General features: G+C 61.2%; 17 protein-coding genes and 1 pseudogene. 6 read left to right on the forward strand and 12 right to left on the reverse strand.

Annotated features, from left to right (window positions below; translation table 11 throughout):
• Positions 1-219: 219 nt before the first annotated feature.
• From HHL24_RS08335 to HHL24_RS08365, 7 genes are all read right to left on the reverse strand, one after another.
• Positions 220-516: a hypothetical protein gene (locus HHL24_RS08335; protein ID WP_169485024.1), complete on the reverse strand. Its 297-nt coding sequence runs from the start codon at positions 514-516 to the stop codon at positions 220-222.
• Positions 517-795: 279 nt separating this feature from the next.
• The gene (locus HHL24_RS08340) at positions 796-1932 is read right to left on the reverse strand and encodes a porin (protein WP_169485025.1); all 1137 of its coding nucleotides are present in this window, start codon (positions 1930-1932) and stop codon (positions 796-798) included.
• A 478-nt stretch (positions 1933-2410) separates the two neighbouring features.
• Positions 2411-3721, reverse strand: a complete 1311-nt coding sequence (gene clcA, locus HHL24_RS08345; RefSeq protein ID WP_169485026.1) for a H(+)/Cl(-) exchange transporter ClcA — start codon at positions 3719-3721, stop codon at positions 2411-2413.
• Positions 3722-3738: 17 nt separating this feature from the next.
• Entirely contained in the window at positions 3739-4137 is a 399-nt protein-coding gene (locus HHL24_RS08350; protein ID WP_169485027.1) for a hypothetical protein, read from the reverse strand.
• 74 nt (positions 4138-4211) lie between these two features.
• Complete coding sequence (locus HHL24_RS08355; protein ID WP_169485028.1) at positions 4212-4691, reverse strand: glycine zipper domain-containing protein; 480 nt, start codon at positions 4689-4691, stop codon at positions 4212-4214.
• 208 nt (positions 4692-4899) lie between these two features.
• The gene (locus HHL24_RS08360; protein ID WP_169485029.1) at positions 4900-5226 is read right to left on the reverse strand and encodes an HdeA/HdeB family chaperone; all 327 of its coding nucleotides are present in this window, start codon (positions 5224-5226) and stop codon (positions 4900-4902) included.
• Between the two features lie 263 nt (positions 5227-5489).
• Positions 5490-5999, reverse strand: coding sequence for a lipid-binding SYLF domain-containing protein (locus HHL24_RS08365; RefSeq protein ID WP_230417381.1), 510 nt, complete (start codon positions 5997-5999; stop codon positions 5490-5492).
• A 449-nt stretch (positions 6000-6448) separates the two neighbouring features.
• Here HHL24_RS08365 and HHL24_RS08370 point away from each other — a divergent pair, with 449 nt between their 5' ends.
• The 5 genes from HHL24_RS08370 to HHL24_RS08390 all read left to right on the forward strand — a co-directional run bounded on the left by HHL24_RS08370 (position 6449) and on the right by HHL24_RS08390 (position 11999).
• Entirely contained in the window at positions 6449-7468 is a 1020-nt protein-coding gene (locus HHL24_RS08370; RefSeq protein WP_169485031.1) for an ABC transporter substrate-binding protein, read from the forward strand.
• A 76-nt stretch (positions 7469-7544) separates the two neighbouring features.
• A complete protein-coding gene (locus HHL24_RS08375; protein WP_169485032.1) occupies positions 7545-8534 on the forward strand; it encodes a quinone oxidoreductase family protein in 990 nt (329 codons plus the stop codon).
• A gap of 87 nt (positions 8535-8621) precedes the next feature.
• Positions 8622-9947 carry an MFS transporter gene (gene tcuC, locus HHL24_RS08380; RefSeq protein ID WP_169485033.1) on the forward strand — a complete coding sequence of 442 codons (1326 nt, stop codon included), beginning with the start codon at positions 8622-8624 and terminating at the stop codon, positions 9945-9947.
• A 20-nt stretch (positions 9948-9967) separates the two neighbouring features.
• On the forward strand, positions 9968-10645 hold the full coding sequence (locus HHL24_RS08385; protein WP_169485034.1) for a response regulator transcription factor: 678 nt from the start codon (positions 9968-9970) through the stop codon (positions 10643-10645).
• A complete protein-coding gene (locus HHL24_RS08390; protein ID WP_169485035.1) occupies positions 10635-11999 on the forward strand; it encodes a sensor histidine kinase in 1365 nt (454 codons plus the stop codon). Before HHL24_RS08385 ends, HHL24_RS08390 begins: the two co-directional genes overlap by 11 nt.
• A gap of 35 nt (positions 12000-12034) precedes the next feature.
• Here the strand turns inward: HHL24_RS08390 and HHL24_RS08395 are convergent, their stop codons facing one another.
• The 5 genes and pseudogenes from HHL24_RS08395 to HHL24_RS08415 all read right to left on the reverse strand — a co-directional run bounded on the left by HHL24_RS08395 (position 12035) and on the right by HHL24_RS08415 (position 16766).
• On the reverse strand, positions 12035-13111 hold the full coding sequence (locus HHL24_RS08395; protein WP_206002767.1) for a LacI family DNA-binding transcriptional regulator: 1077 nt from the start codon (positions 13109-13111) through the stop codon (positions 12035-12037).
• 137 nt (positions 13112-13248) lie between these two features.
• Entirely contained in the window at positions 13249-14208 is a 960-nt protein-coding gene (locus HHL24_RS08400; RefSeq protein ID WP_169485036.1) for a dihydrodipicolinate synthase family protein, read from the reverse strand.
• A gap of 61 nt (positions 14209-14269) precedes the next feature.
• A pseudogene (locus tag HHL24_RS08405) lies at positions 14270-15587 on the reverse strand (MFS transporter).
• Between the two features lie 478 nt (positions 15588-16065).
• Positions 16066-16464, reverse strand: a complete 399-nt coding sequence (gene copM, locus HHL24_RS08410) for a CopM family metallochaperone (RefSeq protein ID WP_169485037.1) — start codon at positions 16462-16464, stop codon at positions 16066-16068.
• Positions 16465-16568: 104 nt separating this feature from the next.
• Entirely contained in the window at positions 16569-16766 is a 198-nt protein-coding gene (locus HHL24_RS08415) for a heavy-metal-associated domain-containing protein (RefSeq protein ID WP_169485038.1), read from the reverse strand.
• 307 nt (positions 16767-17073) lie between these two features.
• Between HHL24_RS08415 and HHL24_RS08420 the strand changes: the two genes are divergently transcribed.
• Positions 17074-18042 (forward strand): O-fucosyltransferase family protein, encoded by a 969-nt coding sequence (locus HHL24_RS08420; protein ID WP_169485039.1) that lies wholly within the window; start codon positions 17074-17076, stop codon positions 18040-18042.
• Positions 18043-18168 lie beyond the last annotated feature (126 nt).

The following is an 18168-nucleotide window of genomic DNA, read 5'->3' on the forward strand; positions in this document are numbered from 1 at the left end:
GTGGGGAGGGTGACCTCGACCGTTTGACCGTCTCTTAAGGAGACCTTCGAACGCGGAAGCGACGGACGCCAGCCGCCCCTTGGGAACAAGCAGATGCGCAATTCGCAAGAGAATGGCAAACAATATCTATCGAGGCGGCCGAATGGAGCGGGTCCGAGAAACGGAGGACAGCCAGTTGGCCTCGGTGCGTAAGTCGGGTTAGCAGCACCCTATCGACGTTCACGGGACCATGCCGCACTCAAACATCTTGTTGACAATCGGAGCTGCCACTCTGTCGATGAACGCGGCGCGCATTTGCGGATCGTCGCGCAGCATCTGCACGGCCTCCTGCTCTCTCTCGGGCTTGGGTCGGCCTTGTTTCTCGGCTTTCTCACGCCACAGTTGCTCACAGGATGACTGCTGGTACTTTTGGACGAGGTTGTCGGCGATCATGTCCATGATCGGGTATTGAGCCATGGCGACACCTGCGAACAGGAGTGTCGATACCATCGCAAGCCACAGCAGGCGCCTGGTCATGAGTTTGCCCTCAAGTCGTCATCAAACGGTTACCCGTAGGGAAAAGCGCCCAGATCATCGCTTTCGCAACGATGGCCCGGTTCTGGATTTCCTCCGCGTGCCCCTGGGAACGCACGATTAAGCGTATTGCCCCAAGAGATAGATTACGTAACCAATGGGATTGACGACATTGGGCCTTGGTCCAATATCGATTCGATGAAACCCGTCCACAAACGCAGGTGTGGGAGGCACCGCCGCACCACGCGAATCAGGAATGCCTCGTCGGTACACGCGCTTGCACTAGAAACGGTGACGCAGGCCCGCCGTCACTTCGACCTGGTTATTCGTTGATGAAGGGGCGCTCAACCCATTGATGAACGCTACCCCGAGCACACTGTTCCGGCTCGTACTGACCGTCTGGTAGACGCTCTGCAAATATACGTCCGTGCGTTTGGACAGGGTGTAGTCCGTCTGCACGCCAATCTGGTTCCAGTGCGGGCTGCCGCTTCCGGCGTTACCGCCCGCGCGTGAGTAGGTATACGCTCCGGCCACATTCAGCGCCGGCGTCAGGTTGTAGCGGAAATTGCCCTCGAAGTTCTGAAAATGCGTGCTGAAGCCCGTCAGGGCTATCTGCGTCAGGTTGGTTTGCGTGTACACGAAACCAGCGGTCGCCGGGCCGAACGAATAGTTCACCCCCGCTCCCCATGTCTGCTGGCGTGAGGCAACGAGGGCGAGGCCATCCGTCACGGCACCGCTGGAATTGAAGTTGGCCGCCAACTGCGAAGTCGCGTTGTTGTTCAGATGGAGGTAGCCGGCGGCAAAATTCAGAGGACCCGTGGTGTAAGACGCACCCACGCTGTACGCGCGGTTATTCGCGAATGCGCCTGCATCATTGGAAAAACCGTACAGCCCGCCGAACCGGAATCCCGCGTAATCCGCACTCTGGTACTTGATTGCGTTGTTGATCGAGAAGGAATTGTTGTTCAGGTTATCGTTGTCGAACGGGTGCGCGAAGTGCGTGCCACCATACTGCGTGCCAGTCAGCGCTAGCGGTCCTACATAGTCCACCATGCTGGAGTACTGGCGGCCTAATGTGACAGAACCATAGTCCGTGCTCGACAGGCCGACGAAGGCCTGACGGCCAAACTCCCGACCACCTTGTCCCAAGGTCCCGTTGTTCACGTTAAAGCCGCTTTCCAACGTGAAGATTGCCTTCAGGCCACCACCCAGGTCTTCCGCTCCGCGCAGGCCCCAGCGGCTGCCCTCATCCGAGCCGCTCGTTTCCTGCACGTTGCTGTGGCCTCCCTGACTCGTGACCTGGCTGTTCGTGTAGGTGATGCCGACATCGATCAGGCCATACAGCGTGACGCTGCTTTGTGCGTGCGCGGCACTCGCCAGTGCGCCCAGGAGCGCTAGGGCCATAACGTTCTGTTTCATTGCTCACTCCAGTAAATAGCGGCGAAATTCATTCGCAAAACACATAATCCGGAGGCGCCGCAGCACAGAATGTGAAGATCTCGATCTGTCAATCTCGCCGCGTCTTCGAGTCGTGACGGAAAAAATCAGTAATCCTTTACATCAATGCAATTGTGAGTCAGTGGATTTATTATTCACCGTTGTGCAACCGGGTGAAAGCGCGATGAACGCCATGTTGCAGTGGGCCAACAGATCGCCCTTTAACAAACGTAAAGGGGTCACGCAAACCTATTATCGGAAATTCAAGATACCGGGTCCGTCACTCATTTTTCAGGCTGGGATCGAATCACGTGCCTGACTTGATAACACCGAAAGCGACCTGAACCCGCTTGCGCATCACCGCACCGATGATACGTTTAGTGGGCTTTCCGGAAGCGGCCAGACGCGCGCGAAAGCGCACTTGAGTTTTGAAAAGCAACGAATGCGCGACGGTCCTGTGTCAATGCGCTGGGTCGCCTTTCCTTTTCGGCATGCGATCGCGCAGCGAATCGTAAATCGGTGGACAGTGCAGCATGGAGGGAACAATCATTGCGGCGAAGCACGATGTAAGCATCGGCAGGAGCAGGGTGAAACTTCCAGTCATCTCTGTTGCCAGGATGATGCCGGTTATTGGCGCGCGCACGATGGCCGTAAAAAAGGCAGCCATGGCGACAACCGCGAATGCCGTGGGATCGGCGGCTACGCCAGGAAACCAGTGAACGCAAATTTTGCCGAAAGCGAGGCCTGCTTGCGCGCCGAGAACGAGCATCGGTGCAAACAGGCCGCCGGGGGCGCCGGTCGAGTATGACAGAGCGCCAAGGGCAAAACGGACCGTAAAAACGAGCGCAATGGTGGTGAGTGAGCCTGTTCCTTCGAGCGCACGTTGCGTAATGGCGTCACCGCCACCCACCAGGTCTGGTGCGATCCACGCCAGTAAGCCGACCCCCGCGCCCACCAGCACTGCTCGCGCTTCGACGGGCCAGCGCGACAACCGATCGGCGACGGTAAGAGCGCCCAGTATGGCGTGGTTGTAGGCGACCCCAAGCATACCGACGACTACCCCGAGCGCAAGGTGCGCGGGCACCGTCCCGAAGCCAGGAAAAGGTTGCGCTGCCAACTGGAAGTCTGGCAGATCGCCATGAATCAGGCGTGCCACCGCAATCGCTCCGGCGGAGGCGCCGAGCGCCGAGATTGCCGTACGCGTCTCGAACCTTCGAACCAGTTCTTCCAGTACGAACACCGCACCGGCGATGGGTGAGTTGAATGCGGCGGCCAATCCAGCCCCGGCGCCAGCGGCCAGCAAAACCCGGCAATCGTCTGCGTCCCGGCGAAATAGCGTCCCGATAGTATGAGCGATCGAGGCGCCCATTTGGACAGTGGGTCCTTCACGGCCAAGGGCTAGACCACAACCGATCGCCAGCACACCGCCGACGAACTTCACCGGAATGAGGATTAATGTGGCGGGTGGTTGCTCTGCGCGCAGGACAGCTTCAACGTGAGGAATCCCGCTGCCACTTGCCTGCGGTGCGAACCGACGGACGAGCCAAACCGCGAGGGCTGTCAAAGCCGCTGTGGCAACGACCACAATGCAAAAGCCAGTAACGCTCTCCGCGTGTGCCCACACAAGGAACAAGGTGCGGGATCTGTCTGCCTGTTCCAGCGAGCGACGAAACATCACCCCTATCAATCCCGATACTACTCCCACAATGAGTGACAGAAGGCCCAATGCGATTAGCCCGTTGTGGTTCTCTTCGACAGCGGCGGTCTTCACGATCGGCACGTGTCGAATTACGACGGCGTGCAGGCACCGAAGAGCACGAACACGTCTTCGCGGTTGACGAGCGTTGTGGACATGGTGCCCGTTTTTGTATCGAGCGCAACGCTCCAGGCGTACCCCAGTTCCGTCCCTTGAAGAAGCAATTGTCCATCGCTCGGTTCCATATGCTGGATCTCCGTGGTGCGTTGGGGGCCGACAATGGTTTTCTTCGCGAAGTTGATGCGGATGAACTGCGGTGCGCCGAGAATTGCCGGTAGCGTCCGATAGCAAACCTCGCCCACGTCGCAGAAGTGCGCATCGATGGTCGCGCACAACAACGGCTTGCTGCCGTCGAAGTCTGCGCTGAGCACCCTTGAAGGCGTGGCGCAAACAAAGACCGCCAGGGCGGTCGCCGACACAATCTTCAGCATGATTGCTCCTTCTGTCTGGCGAGAGCCAGTGAGCGAAAGTGCGGACCCCGGATCGGGTGAGTGAGGCGGTGTGGCTACTCGACCGTGTAGCCACGTCCGGTCATGCATGCTGCTACTGCGCGGTTGTAGGTAGCAAGCTGACTTGATGCCTGCTGCTGCATGCCTTGCTGCTGGGCGGCCATTTGTTGCTGCTCGCGCCGCATTCGCATGCCGCTGCCCATCGTGCCCACCAGCGCACCGATTCCTGCTCCCTCTCCCCAATGACCGCCGGCCGCACCGCCGATCAGTGTGCCGAACAGCGCGCCGCCTGCAGCACCGCGGAGCATCTGGCCTTGCTGTTGCGGCGGGGGCGGACTGTTCGCCATCTGCTCGGCGAGCGCGACAGGATTGACCCCGGTGGTCTGTTGCGCCCACGAGTGGCATTCCGCCGTATCGGTTTGCTGGCGCTCCCAGCTCTGGCCGCGAGCGGGATAGATGATGGGCTGTTGCGCCTGTGCTGCGAAACTGAGCGCGAGCATCGCCAGCCCGATCCAGTACCGAACAATTCGTTGCATGGCTCAAATTCCCATAAGTCTTAGCGATCGGACGCCCACCTGAATGACCGGTGCTTCTGCTCGGGCGCCGATGGGCGCAGCCCCAAAAAAAGCCACCCTCTCCACCATCCGGTGACGCACTTCTACGCAATCAACTCAGTGGTCGATCCTCACGCGATATGCCGGATCGCTCATAGATCATGTCTGCACGCCGCAGCCAGTGCCACTCTCAATGATGGTCGAAGAGGGTGATCTGGCCGCTTTTATAGAGCGCTCGGACCTTGGCCTTGAACGAAGCCTTCGGTGTCTTCTTGCACTCGCTGACAACGAGGGCGACGGGCGTTGCGGTGTCGACCACCATCGTGTCGGTCTCGCGTATTCCAAGATGATCGACACCCGCCACCCAGTAGACGAGGGCCGGCTGGTACACCTCGTCTACAGCGACAAAGTCCTCGCATTTCATTTTCGCGGGGCTCATTTCCTTGCCCGTTTGGGCCAGGGTGGGTAACGCAAAGCCAAAGCCCAATACAAGCGCAGCAATAATGGTGTATTTCATGGTGCTTTCCTTAGGAAGGTGGTTCGGCGAGTCTGCCGGTTAATAGGGAGTGGTCTGCTTGTGACCGTCGGATCTCATCGCGGGACTTGCGGCGCTGCACTGCTATGCGGTCTGGGATCGGCCTGGAAAATTCACGGAGGCGGGTAAGTGGCCGGTTCGCGCGGGAACGAGGGGATGCGATGGCCGCGAAGATCGTCGTTTTCGTAGAGGCGAGGCGAATTGCCCTGTGGCCCCTAGGTGTAGACGCGACGGCCACGCTGCTGCTAGCCCCTAAGTCGTGTGATCTTCTGGCCTTGCAACCCGAGGCCGGCCATCAACCCCTGCTGCCCAAAAATGAATGCGTAAACGTCGGACTGGAGCGTGGTCGTCGTCAGTGATCTCGCCTTGCCTGCATCGATCACGACGACGCTCGGGCCCATGCCGATCGACCATCCGTCGCTGCTATGGAGGTAGTTCACGGCGGCATCGGTCGTCAGGAACATGGCTTCAGCGAACGTCTGGACACCGGCTTGCAGGCCATACGAAACCGCAGTGTTGTTATAGACACCAGTGATCTTCCCGTTCTCGATCAGCACGCCGTCCCCCCCTTGCACGCCGGCGATAAAGCCTGCCTTCACCAGGTTTGGAAAGACGAGAATCGCCTTGGATTTATCGCCGATTTCTTTTGCCTTGGGTTCCTTCGCGTACAAGGTTTGCAGCGCTGCGAGACTGTCCTGCTTGAGGACGGCGTCCTCCGCCACTGGCGTGGCCGTCGTCGACTGGGGCGCTGACATGGAACTATCGCCGGTCGAACAGGCCGCGGCGACCGTCAGGAGTGGAACAATTGCGATATAGCGAACGCATTTGAGCATGATGCGAGCTCCCTTCGGGGACTGCTACGTGTGAGCGAGCCGCAATCCAGCCCGCAATCCTTTAGTGCAAGTCAATATAGATACCCACGCCATTGAAAGGCAATTGGCCTTTAGTCCCATACAGGTCGATACGTTACAGATCGTCCCCCCTTGTCAGGCGAAGTTCAGTCGGCGCGATCTTTTCGAATGGCTGCAGACTCACACTCTCCGTCTCCCGGCCCGTCAGCACCCTCGTCGAGGGTAAACACCCAGAACATTTCGTTCCGACGGAAAGCAGGCAGAAGGCGTTGGTTTTTTATACTCCACCCAAGCGTTGCATCAGACGATCCGTAGATATCGGGCGGGTGCTTCGCAACAGGAGACACCCCGATATGCCACCGTTCGCCCGTTTCATGGCGCTCGCCTCGACCGCCTGTGCGATCCTGTTCTGGACGTCCCATGCCGAAGCGGAAAAGCTGACGCTGATGACGGGTGGCGTGTCGAAGATCATCTATCTGCCGGTCACGCTGGCATCGCGGCTGGGCTATTTCCGCGATGAAGGGCTGGATGTCGACATCCTCTCAGAACCCGCCGGCGTCGATACCGCGACCGAACTGATCGCCGGCGCGGTTCAAGGCGGGGTGGGCTTCTACGACCACACGATCGATCTTCAGAGCCGGGGTCTGGAAGTCGAAGCCGTCGTTGTTCTGGGACAGTCAGCGGGGCTTGCCGAACTCGCGTCGACGCGGGTTGCGAACCCGATGCGGACGATGGCCGATGCACGCGGCCGAAAACTCGGGGTGACGGGGTTCGGCGCTTCGACGTATTTCCTGAGCCGCTATCTTGCGCAGCACGCCCGCGTGGCGGCGAGCGCCTACACGGTGGTGCCGCTGGGTCCCGGCGACGGCTTTGTCGACGCGCTCATGAAAGGATCGATCGCCGCAGGCATGGTCGAAGAACCCACCGCGTCGAGGCTGCTGGACGCAGGCGCCGCGCAGGTGCTGGTGGACATGCGCAGTATCGAGGGCACACGCACGGCGCTAGGCGGTCCGTACGCCGGCGCGTGTCTGTACGCGCAACGCAAGTGGGTAGCCACCCACCAGGACGCAACGAGGCGCCTTGTCCGGGCACTTGTGCGCGCACTCGCTTTCATGTCCTCGCACAGTGCCGCCGACATCGTGGCCGTGTTGCCGCGGAATTTCGTCGAGAAGAACGAGCCGCTGTACCTGCAGGCGCTCGCTGCATCGATTCCCTCGTTTTCGCGCGACGGCAGGATGCCCGACGGCGCACCGCAAACCGTATTGCGCGTGCTTGCCGCGGTCAACCCCGCCATCGAGCCGCGTCATGTCGATCTGGCGCGGACCTATACGAACACGTTTGCCGATGAGGCCGAAGCCGTTGCAGGCCGCTGACGAGCCCAATATGCATCACGCAACGGGCACTGCACCGGCAGTAGATAACATTCATTCGAGGCACGGAAGACGAACTATGAAGGCCATACGCATCGAGCAATACGGCGGCCCGGAAGTGCTGCAGCGAGTCGAAATCGGCATTCCATCGCCGGGTCCCGACGACGTGCTGATCCGGGTCGGTTGCGCCGGCATCAACTTCATGGACGTCCATACGCGCCAGGGCAAATACGAAAACTCGCGTACCTATCCGGTACGGCTGCCGTGCACGCTCGGAATGGAGGGCGCGGGCGAGATCGTCGAAGCGGGCTCGAACGTCACCTCGTTGAAGCGCGGCGACCGTGTCGCCTGGTGCATTTCGTGGGGCGCGTATGCCGAATACGCAGTGGTGCCGGCGGCGCGCGTCGCGCATATTCCGGCAGCGATTCCGTTCGATCTCGCGGCGGCGGCGATTTTCCAGGGATCGACGGCGCACTATCTGCTTGAAGACGTCGCGCATCTCGGCGCAGGCAGCACGTGTCTCGTGCATGCCGCGTCGGGCGGCATCGGGCAGTTGCTGGTCCAACTTGCAAAACGACGTGGCGTAACGGTCTACGCCACGACGAGCAGCGAAGCGAAGGCCGAGGTCGCGCGCGAGCATGGCGCCGACCACGTGATGCTGTATGAAGACGGGCGCTTTGCCGACCGCGTGCGTGAGGCGACGAATGGACGAGGCGTCGACGTCGTGTTCGACGCAGTCGGACGCGCCACTTTGCGCGACAGCTTCCGCGCCACCCGGACACGTGGCCTGGTCGTGAACTACGGCTCGGTATCCGGATCGCTGAACGATCTCGATCCGATCGAGCTTGGCGAAGCCGGTTCGCTGTTCCTCACACGCCCGCGTCTCGCGGATCATCTCGCGGACGCCACGACCGTGCAGCGCCGCGCTGATGAAATTTTTGCAGCATTGCTGGACGGTACGCTGAAGGTCGAAATCAGTGGCCGCTATACGCTCGACAACGTCGAAGACGCGCACGAAGCGCTCGAGGCGCGCCGTCAATTGGGCAAGTCCGTGATGATGATCGGCTGACCCTTCCTTTTCCCTAGTCAACGAAGCCGGATCCGGTGGCCTCAACGGCCGCCGAGGACGTGTTCGTCCCTCACATTCGAGGTCACCATGACATTTTCAACTTCGGCTAACGAAACAGCGACTGCGGACACGCCGCACGCTTCGAAGGAGTCGCGTGTGCGCGCGGTTTTTCGCGTCACCAGCGGCAACTTTCTCGAGATGTACGACTTCACCGTGTATGGGTATTACGCGGCCGCGATCGCCGCGACCTTCTTTCCGGCCGGAAACGAATTCGCGTCGCTGATGCTCGCGCTTTCGGTATTCGGCGCGGGCTTTCTGATGCGCCCGATCGGTGCGCTCGTGCTGGGGGCGTATATCGATCGTCACGGCCGTCGCAAGGGCTTGATTCTGTCGTTGATGCTGATGGCAGTCGGCACCGCATGCGTCGCGTTCGTACCGAGCTACGCGTCGATCGGTCTGATCGCGCCTGCCGTCGTGCTGTTTGGGCGGCTTCTGCAAGGCTTTTCCGCCGGAGTCGAACTGGGTGGCGTGTCCGTGTATCTCTCGGAGATCGCGACCAAAGGCAATCGCGGCTTCTATTGCTCCTGGCAGTCTGCGAGTCAGCAGGTGGCGGTGGTGTTTGCGGCGTCGCTCGGTGTGGGGTTGAACCGCCTCATCCCTGCGTCGGAAATGAACGCATGGGGCTGGCGTATCCCGTTCGTGATCGGCTGTCTGATCGTGCCGTTCCTCTTTTACGTGCGACGTTCGCTGCGTGAGACCGACGAGTTTGTCGCGCGCCGCCATCATCCGGGAATGGCTGAAATCGCCCGGTCGATGGTGCAGCACTCGCGGCTCATCGTCGCCGGCATGGGGCTCGTGATCATGACGACTGCGTCGTTTTATCTGATCACGGCATACACGCCGACCTTCGGCAAGGCCGTGCTGAAGCTGTCGTCACTGGATTCGCTGCTGGTCACGGTTTGCGTTGGCGTGTCGAATTTCGTGTGGCTGCCGATTGCGGGCGCCGTGTCTGATCGCGTCGGCCGCCGTCCCGTGCTGCTCGCCTGTACCGTTCTCGCGATCCTCACCGCCTATCCGGCGATGCAATGGATGGTGGCACAACCGTCGTTCGGGCGTCTGCTGCTGGTCGAACTCTGGCTCTCGTTGCTCTATGCGTGGTACAACGGCGCGATGGTCGTCGCGCTAACGGAATTGATGCCGGCACATGTGCGGACTACCGGGTTTTCGATGGCGTACAGTCTCGCCACGGTGATTGGCGGCTTTACGCCTGCGATCTCGACCTGGCTGATTCATACTACGGGCGACAAGGCTTCGCCGGGCGCATGGTTGACATTTGCAGCGCTGTGCGGAGCGACCGCGACGCTGGCCCTGTACCGTTCGACCCAGGCGCGGGAGCAGTACAGAACGGCATGAACGCTTTGGGGATAGATGCGATGAGGCTATTGCTCGTCGAAGACAATGACCAGCTTGCGCACTGGCTCGCGAAAATTCTGCGGGATGACGGCTTCATGCTCGATCGTGTCAGCGACGGCGAAGCGGCCGAAAGCGCGCTGCGCGCGGTGCCGTACGACGTCGTGCTGCTCGATCTGAATCTGCCGCAATTGTCGGGTAAGAGCGTATTGCGCCGCATGCGCGAGCGCGAGGACGCAACGCCGGTGTTGATCCTGACGGCGACTGGCGCCGTCGACGAGAAAGTGGTGTGTCTCGGCGCCGGTGCGGACGACTACATCGTGAAGCCGTTCGACGCGCGCGAACTGGTCGCGCGCGTGAAGGTGCTGGCGCGGCGGCAGGCACCGTCGCGCTCGAACCGGCTCAAATGCGGCAATCTCACGTACGACATGGACCGTTGCCAGTTCGCCGTCGAGGGCGAGCCGCTGACGCTCACGCCGCGTGAGCACGCGGTACTCGAGGCGTTGATCCTGCGCGCAAAAAAGACGGTCGCCAAGACCATGCTCGCGGATTCGCTCAGCAACGCCGACGCGCCGACCAGCGAAGACGCTATCGAAATCTATGTGTCGCGGCTGCGCAAGAAGCTCGAAAAGAGTACGGCAACCATCATCACGCTGCGCGGCCTCGGCTATCTGCTTGAAGACGGCGCCGATGACGAATAGCCTGCGATTAAGGCTGCTGTTGTGGCTGCTGTTGCCGATGACCGTGTACGTCGTCGCGGCGGGACTGATCGCACGCGACAACGCGCAGCGCACGGCGTGGCTGTTGCAGGACGAGGCATTGCTATCCTCGGCGCGCGTGATGGCGGGCGATATCCAATGGGAGAACGGCTATCTGCACGCGGAGATATCCCCCAGTGCGATTGAGATACTCAGCTCGCCATACGGCGACCTGGTCTATTTCAGCATTCGCGAAGTGGGCGGCGCGACCATCGCGGGGACGTCGGATTTCCCGCTGCGTGTGCCCGGTGAATCGCCCCTGTGGTACGACGCGACCGTGAGCGGACACCCGATCCGCGCGGTGTCGTTGATTCGCCCGATGTACGACTCGGGCGCGATCAGGCAGGTCGTCGTGTCGGTCGGACGTACCCTGCGTCAACGCGATGCCACCGCCGCCGCGCTGTGGCGGCCGCAGATGCTGCATTTCGCAGGCATCGTGGCGATCGCGGTGGTGCTGGTTTGCGTCGGGCTCACATTCGAACTACGTCCCTTGATGAGGCTCGCGAAAGACATGCTTGGGCGCGCACCGAACGTGTCGTTGCGGGTGCGGGCCGATCCGCTGCGCAATGAATTGCGTCCGATCGTCACCGCGTTCAACCAGTGCCTCGATATCATCGAGCGGAAAACAGCGATGCAACGGCGCTTCATTGCCGATGCGGCCCATCAATTGAGGACGCCGCTCACCTTGCTAGGCACGCAATTGCAATATGCGCGACGCCAGGACGATCTCGCCCAGGTGAAGGAGACGCTGGCGGCCATGCACCGCAGCAACCTCTCACTGGTTGCGCTGACCAATCAGTTGTTGCTGCTCGCCCAGGCGGAAGCCGCGGACTATGCCGAGTTCGAAGGTGCGCCTGTCGATCTGCGTGCGGTTGCGACCGGGACCATTGAACAGCTTGCGTTGCTCGCGCAGCGTCGGCAGGTTGAACTGTCGGCTGAACTCCATGAGCCTGCCGAGGTGATGGGAAACGAGCCGTTGCTGTCCGTGCTGCTGTTCAACCTGCTCGACAATGCCATTCGCTATACGCCAGCCGGCGGACATGTCGCGCTCGGGATCGATTCGACGGGCGAGCGGGTGGCCCTGACCATCACGGACGAAGGACCCGGTATTGGCGCCGAGCTTCGTGAGCGCGTTTTCGAGCCGTTCTTTCGTGCCTCCAGCGAAGAGGGGAGCGGGCTTGGGTTGTCGATCGTCCGAGAGATTGCACGTGCGCATCGGGCTGAGGTTACGTTGGGCGATGGAACGGGCGGACGAGGGTTGGTGGTTTCGGTGCTTTTCCCGGCCGGTCGAGGGTGAGAGCGGGCTAACCTTCAGAGAAAAGCACCACGAAGCTATCTCGCGCTCGGCCCGGTCGATTGCCTGAGCTGGAATAGGGCATGCACTTCGTGTCCGTGCTGCGGGCGCTTACCGTCGAGCACATCGAGCAGATACTGCGCGGTAAGCCGCCCGATCTCGTACGTGTCGACTCGCATCGTCGTCAGCGCGGGGCGTATCTCTTTCGCGATCTCAAGATCGTCGAAGCCCGTCACGGACAATTCGCCGGGAATCGCAATACCCAGTTCCTCCGCTTCGCGCAGCACGCCCAGTGCGATGTGATCGTTGCCGCAGATGATTGCGGTTGGGCGTTCGCACGGTGATTGCCAGATTGAGCGCAGGCTGCGCCGCCCGAATCCGATCGTCGATTCGCCTTCGAACATGTGCTCTGGCCGCACCGCGAGGCCGTGGCGTTCGAGCGTCGAGCGGATGCCCGCCACGCGCGCCTGCGCGCGATCGTTGTCGCGCGTCGGCTGGATGCAGAGCGCGAACGAGCGATGCCCGAGGCCGATCAGATGTTCGGTGATCTCCGCATAGGCCGCGTGATTATCGAAGCCGATGCAGACGTGCGGGCTGTCCTTGCGATACGCGTACGTGACCGCATAAGGCACGCGATAGCGCCGCAACGCCTCGAATAGTTCGGCCGGATGGGCCTCGCCCACGACGGCCATCGCCTCGACGCCGCGTGCGAGCATGGCGCGCACCTGCACGAGCGCCTGCGCCGGATCGTAGTTCGAGCAACCGAGCACGAGTGTGATGCCGCGTGCCGCGAACGCAGCCTGCATGGCGCTCACCTGCGAAGCGAACACCTGGTCATCCAGCGTTGGAATGATGATGCCGGCAATGTGACTGCGCGTGGACGCGAGCGCGCGGCCCGCTGCGTTGGGAAACCAGTTGAGCGTGCGCGCGGCGTGTTCGACACGCTCGCGCACGTTGGCCGAGACCTTGTCCGGCTCGTTGTAGACCCGCGAGACGGTCGCCGTCGACACGCCCGCAAGCTTGGCGACATCGGCAAGCACGGTACGGCCCGTGTTGCGGCGAACACGGTTCGGCTGGGTTCGGACGGTGGCCGGAGCGTCGGGGGAGTCGGGCATCGGATCAGAAAGCAAAGGGTGAATCGGAAAACGCCCGACATCTTACCGCCGCATGCGCGCGCGAAGCGCGGGCGTGCATGGCCGCGGGTGCAGGCGTGCCGGTCATCGGGCGTCCCTGATGGCTGATGCCCGCGAGCCTAGCGGCGCTGACCGAGCGTGGCGATGCGCGAGCGGAAATGCTCGGTGCCGGCGACGATCTTGTCGAGCACCGCGTCGAGCGCCCAGAAACGTTCGCGCACGTCGTAGTCGATCGCGCGGCAGCGAATCGAGTCGAACGTGCCGATGCGCTGGTGATAGATCTTCGCAAGCGCGGGGTAACCGAGCGCTTCGGATACGGCGGCGAGCACGAGAAACGTTGCGAGTTCCTCCGCGAGAGCCGGGTCTTGCGTCGCATCGTTGCGCAGCCAGTTGTACAGATCCGGGTGGAAGTTCGTGAATACCCCGTTGAAGCCTGCGGAGCCGGCTTTCATGGCGTCCCACGCGATTGCCGCGTTGGCGTTCAGGATTTTCAGCGGCGAACCTTGTGCGAGCGCGACGCGCCGTTTGACCGTAGCAAGGTCGCAGCTCACGTCCTTCAGCATGATGAAGCGGCCGGTGTCGATGCATAGCTTCAATTCGTCATCGGACAGAAGCCGCCGGTATGGAGCAGGGCATTCGTACAGGCCGAGCGGCATGTCGGATGGAATACGCGCGAGGAGCCGCTTGAGATTCGCCGTGAAGGCCGCCGTTCCCTGGCGATTCGGATCGAGCCGGTTCGTCACGAGCACGACACCTTGCGCGCCCGTGGCCGCGGCGACGTTCAGCTCTTCGGCCTGGGCATCGGCGTCGTCGCTGATGTGGCCGGAGACCACGACGGGAATGCGGCCGGCGACCTTCTCGACAACGAAGCGTCCCAGCGCGCCACGCTCGGCGAGCGTCAGGAACTGCATTTCACTCGACTGAGCGACGGCGAACAGCGCGTTAGAGCCGTGCGCGATGTACCACTCGATCAGACGTTCGAGTCCGGCGTAGTCGATTGCGCCGGACTCGTCGAATGGCGTCAGCATCACGGGGACGATGCCTTCGACTGAGGTCGTGGCGGGCTTGGTGGTGGTCATGTTTGTGATCTCCCGAAAGGATTCGATGAGTTGATTCGATGAGTTGGTGCGGCAGCCGCCGTCAGGCAGGCGCTCGCAGGGCTTCAGTGGGGGCGTGCCGGTCGTCGATCGGTTTGCGCACCAGCAGGAGGTAGCTCATTGCGCCGACAAACGCGATGCCTGCGGCCGTCAGCAAAGCGGGAACGAACGACCAGGTCTGCGCGATGTAGCCGGTGAGGATCGGTGCGAGGGCGCCGCCCAGAAAGCCGCCGAAGTTCTGGATCGCGCCGAGCGAGCCGACCCGGTTCGGCGGCGCGGCGGCGGTGGCGAGTGCCCATGAACTGGCGGATGCGGCGTTCGCCAGAAAGATCACCACTGAGATGCACACGATCGCGATCGTATTGCTCTCGACGAGCGCTGCCGGAATGGTGCGCCACCATGCCGAGCATCGCGATCACCACCGCATTGCGGCGGCTGGTGACCGGGTTCGTGCTGCCGCTCGTGATGAGATCGGAAAACCAGCCGGCCGTGAGCGAGCCCAGAAAGCCGCAGAAGAATGGCACCGATGCTGCGACGCCCGTATGCATCAGGCTCATGTGCCGCTCCATCGTCAGGTAGCCGGGTAGCCATGTGAGGTACACCCAATTCAGGTAGACCGAGCCGAAGAAGCCGATCAGCATGCCCCACGTGGTTCCGTGCGAAAACAGCGAACGCCAGTCGGCGAACGTGAGCGTGGGCGCCGGCTTGCGGTCCGCTTCGTCGCCTTCGAGATAGTGCCGCTCCGCTTCGGTCATCGTGGCCTTGGCGGGATCGCGATATATCGCAAGCCATACGATGGCCACGATCAGGCCCAGCACGCCCGTCACGATGAATGCCCAGCGCCAGTGAAACTGCACGACAAGGATAGATAGGCATAGTGGCGCCAGCGCCGTGCCGAGCGGGGACGCCGAATTGAAGATACCCGTTGGCTTGCCGCGTGCACGCAACGGAAACCAGTTGCTGACGACACGTGCTGCAGATGGAAACTGCGGCGCCTCGCCGATGCCGAGTACGATCCGCGCGAGGATGAACCAGCCGAAAGTCGAGACGAAGCCGCCGGCGGCCTGCGCGACAGACCAGACAATCAGGCCGATGCCGAGCAGCTTGCGCGGTCCGATCCGGTCGACGAGGCCGCCCACCGGCAACTGGAACAGCGCGTAGCTCCAGGAGAACGCGGAAAGCAGGAGGCCCATCTGACCGAGCGATAGGCCAAGGTCATGACGGATCAGCGGATTGGCGACCGCGAGCGTTCCGCGGTCCAGATAGTTGACGATGCCGCTCACCATCAGCAGCGTGAGCGCCACGATCTGGGCTCGGCGGATTTTCGGTGGTGCCTGCTCGAGGCTCGGGGTTGCGCTCATGATCGGTGTCTCCGTTTTATCTCTTTGTTCGGGGCGGGCGGGGCTGATGCGATGTCAGGCCGCCGGAAGGTTAGCGTTCTCCAACGGCGATTTCTCACGCTATGTTAGCGCTTACATTTTGAGGCGCTGACCGGGTGCCAAGCGGTCATTTCATCCATTTAAAGGAGATTGATCAAAATGATAGCGCTTACATTTTGAGCCGCATGTAAGCGAAGTGGCAAGCGCCAGAGGGGGTTTGGCGGGTAAACACCGATCATTCGCGGTCGGATATCGGTGTTCATGGCGACGCCCCCGCCACCGCAAAGTCGTCGCCGATGACATCGAGATGGCCCCCACGGCGCGTCACCAACCGCGCCGCATCATGGCATTGCGGTTGCGCGATCTCTAGCGTGTCGCGGATGTTGGCGAACCTGACGTTGCGTGAGGGTCAAGGGCGGCGTCACAACGTCAACGCATTGAAGCGACGATGGTGTCGTAGTCACTTCACTCCGTGCTTCGCCTGCCAGCGTTGCATGAACGCGATCTCATCGTGTTGCGCTTTGATGATGTTTCGGGCCAACCGTTTCAACTCGGGATCTTTACCGTATTTCAGTTCCACCTGCGCTGTTTCGACCGCGCCTTGATGATGCGGAATCATGTGGGCCACGAAATCCTTGTCGGCGTCGCCTGTGTAGGCAGGCGCATCCATGGCCTGCATCATTTTCTCGTCGGCGTCCTTGAATGCCTGTGTCGATGCGCTCGACCCGGCGTCCGCTGAACCGGACATGTCCATGCCGGGCATCGACGCACCTTGTTGGGCGTAGACGGGTGTTGCCGCGAGAGCAAATGCAACGCCGCTGGAAAGGCAAAAGGCACGGAAGGCGCGAAGGTTTTTCATGTTGTGTTTACGTTGGGAAAAAGTGATATCAGGCGACCATGAGATGCTACGAACAGGGCATCAGGCTTGATCGACGGAGACGGACATAGCCTGATGCGATCTGCTTAGCCCTTAAGCGAAGGATGGAAGCCCGCCGCCTCGATTGCCTCAATGATGCGTTCCGGCGGCAACGTCGATGCGACCTTCACGATTTTAACGGGGACATTGGCGTCCAGTTTCGCCGCGGGGTCAAGGCCGGTCACTGCACGAGCAATGGCATTGGCGCATCCGCCGCATGACATATCCGGGATTTCGAATTCCATTTCTTGCCTCCGATGAGAAATCAGAACTCGATCCTGGACCTTCCTACGGTGGGAAGGTCAAGCCAAGGTGGTTCAGGCATCCCAGGGGGACGGTGGCCTATGGGTACACGGGGAGATGCCCGGTTGAGCACGCAGTGCGGTCCGCCCATCCAGGGAATACCTTACCGATGTTTTGTGCGTTAGCTCACGAAGATGAGCCAAACTTACGTGGCCAAGCTATTTGAGATGTTATGCTGGGCCGTGCCTTCCTTCGCAGCAAACAGGTGCGTGCCATTTCAAAGAATACCTAATTAATTAGGAGTCGGGCATGTTGAGAAAGGTGGTCGATCGGGCGAAACAAATCCGACGCAGCGAAGGGTTCAAGCATTCCGTGGCCATGCCGCGCCGGATTTCACTTCATGCTACCCAGCGTTTGAACAGAGGCATTTTTTCCATCGAGATCCAGGAGAACTCCGGGTTTTTCTCCGTGATGCAGATGGTCCTCTTTATTCTGATGTATTGCGAAGAGAAATGCCTGACGCCCTGCATCAGCGCACGCGGTGGGCTGTATGGCGACGCCGAAGGAAAACTGGACTGGTTCTCGGCTTTCTTCGAACCCGTGCACGCGACCTCGGGCGCCGCGATCACCCATAAGGTGAGGACGTCGACAGTTCGCGACCTGGTCCAACTGGGCTTTCGCCAGCGCTATGAATCCCGGCTTCGACTCGGAAGCGCAAGCGAACTCTTCTTCGCGCACTATCGGCCCGCCACGCATATCTACGAAGAAGTCGACGCGATCTGCCAGAAGCTCGGGCTCGGCACGTCGACTCTTGGCGCGCATTTCAGAGGTACGGACAAGACGCTGGAAGCCGTCCCGGTTTCATGGGGAAGCTTTTGCCGGCAGGTGGAATCCACGCTCGCGGAAAACCCGCAGCTCACCAATATTTTTATCTCGAGCGACGAACAGGCGTTTATCAATTTTTTTGTCGCCTGGCCATTCCGCAAGCCGGTTAGGGTAGCGCCGGCAAAGCACCTCGCATGCGGCAGCACGCCCGTTCACTTCAGCGGCTATCCGGGATTCGAAATCGGCCGCGAGGCGCTGATCTCCAGCTTGCTCCTGGCCAATTGCGGGTTCCTCGTGAAGACGCCGTCCTATCTGTCCGCATGGTCGAAGATATTCAATCCGTCTCTTCCGGTGAAGCTCGTTTCGCCTCCGCGCCCGGACGCATTCTGGTTTCCCGATAGCCGGCTCTGGCTTGAACAGGCCGCGCACGATAAGGCGGCTCAAGCGGCATAACGCTTTAAGCGCCGGCCATTTTCAAACGGCAGTACGAACTGCCTGACAGTCTCCCAGCAAGACCGCGCTGCTGCGCCAGCGCGGCGGTCTCTCACACCACGCCCATCGTTTTTACGAAACTCCGCG

Origin of the sequence: Paraburkholderia polaris (genome assembly GCF_012927345.1) — a bacterium.
GTDB lineage: Bacteria > Pseudomonadota > Gammaproteobacteria > Burkholderiales > Burkholderiaceae > Paraburkholderia > Paraburkholderia polaris.

Coding starts and splice junctions, on each gene's coding strand:
- HHL24_RS08350 (WP_169485027.1), bottom strand. CDS start 4,137: ATGCTGAAGATTGTGTCGGCGACCGCCCTGGCGGTCTTTGTTTGCGCC.
- HHL24_RS08370 (WP_169485031.1), top strand. CDS start 6,449: ATGCCACCGTTCGCCCGTTTCATGGCGCTCGCCTCGACCGCCTGTGCG.
- HHL24_RS08335 (WP_169485024.1), bottom strand. CDS start 516: ATGACCAGGCGCCTGCTGTGGCTTGCGATGGTATCGACACTCCTGTTC.
- HHL24_RS08400 (WP_169485036.1), bottom strand. CDS start 14,208: ATGACCACCACCAAGCCCGCCACGACCTCAGTCGAAGGCATCGTCCCC.
- HHL24_RS08375 (WP_169485032.1), top strand. CDS start 7,545: ATGAAGGCCATACGCATCGAGCAATACGGCGGCCCGGAAGTGCTGCAG.
- HHL24_RS08360 (WP_169485029.1), bottom strand. CDS start 5,226: ATGAAATACACCATTATTGCTGCGCTTGTATTGGGCTTTGGCTTTGCG.
- HHL24_RS08395 (WP_206002767.1), bottom strand. CDS start 13,111: ATGCCCGACTCCCCCGACGCTCCGGCCACCGTCCGAACCCAGCCGAAC.
- HHL24_RS08390 (WP_169485035.1), top strand. CDS start 10,635: ATGACGAATAGCCTGCGATTAAGGCTGCTGTTGTGGCTGCTGTTGCCG.
- HHL24_RS08415 (WP_169485038.1), bottom strand. CDS start 16,766: ATGGAATTCGAAATCCCGGATATGTCATGCGGCGGATGCGCCAATGCC.
- HHL24_RS08420 (WP_169485039.1), top strand. CDS start 17,074: ATGTTGAGAAAGGTGGTCGATCGGGCGAAACAAATCCGACGCAGCGAA.
- HHL24_RS08385 (WP_169485034.1), top strand. CDS start 9,968: ATGAGGCTATTGCTCGTCGAAGACAATGACCAGCTTGCGCACTGGCTC.
- HHL24_RS08340 (WP_169485025.1), bottom strand. CDS start 1,932: ATGAAACAGAACGTTATGGCCCTAGCGCTCCTGGGCGCACTGGCGAGT.
- copM (WP_169485037.1), bottom strand. CDS start 16,464: ATGAAAAACCTTCGCGCCTTCCGTGCCTTTTGCCTTTCCAGCGGCGTT.
- HHL24_RS08365 (WP_230417381.1), bottom strand. CDS start 5,999: ATGTCAGCGCCCCAGTCGACGACGGCCACGCCAGTGGCGGAGGACGCC.
- tcuC (WP_169485033.1), top strand. CDS start 8,622: ATGACATTTTCAACTTCGGCTAACGAAACAGCGACTGCGGACACGCCG.
- HHL24_RS08355 (WP_169485028.1), bottom strand. CDS start 4,691: ATGCAACGAATTGTTCGGTACTGGATCGGGCTGGCGATGCTCGCGCTC.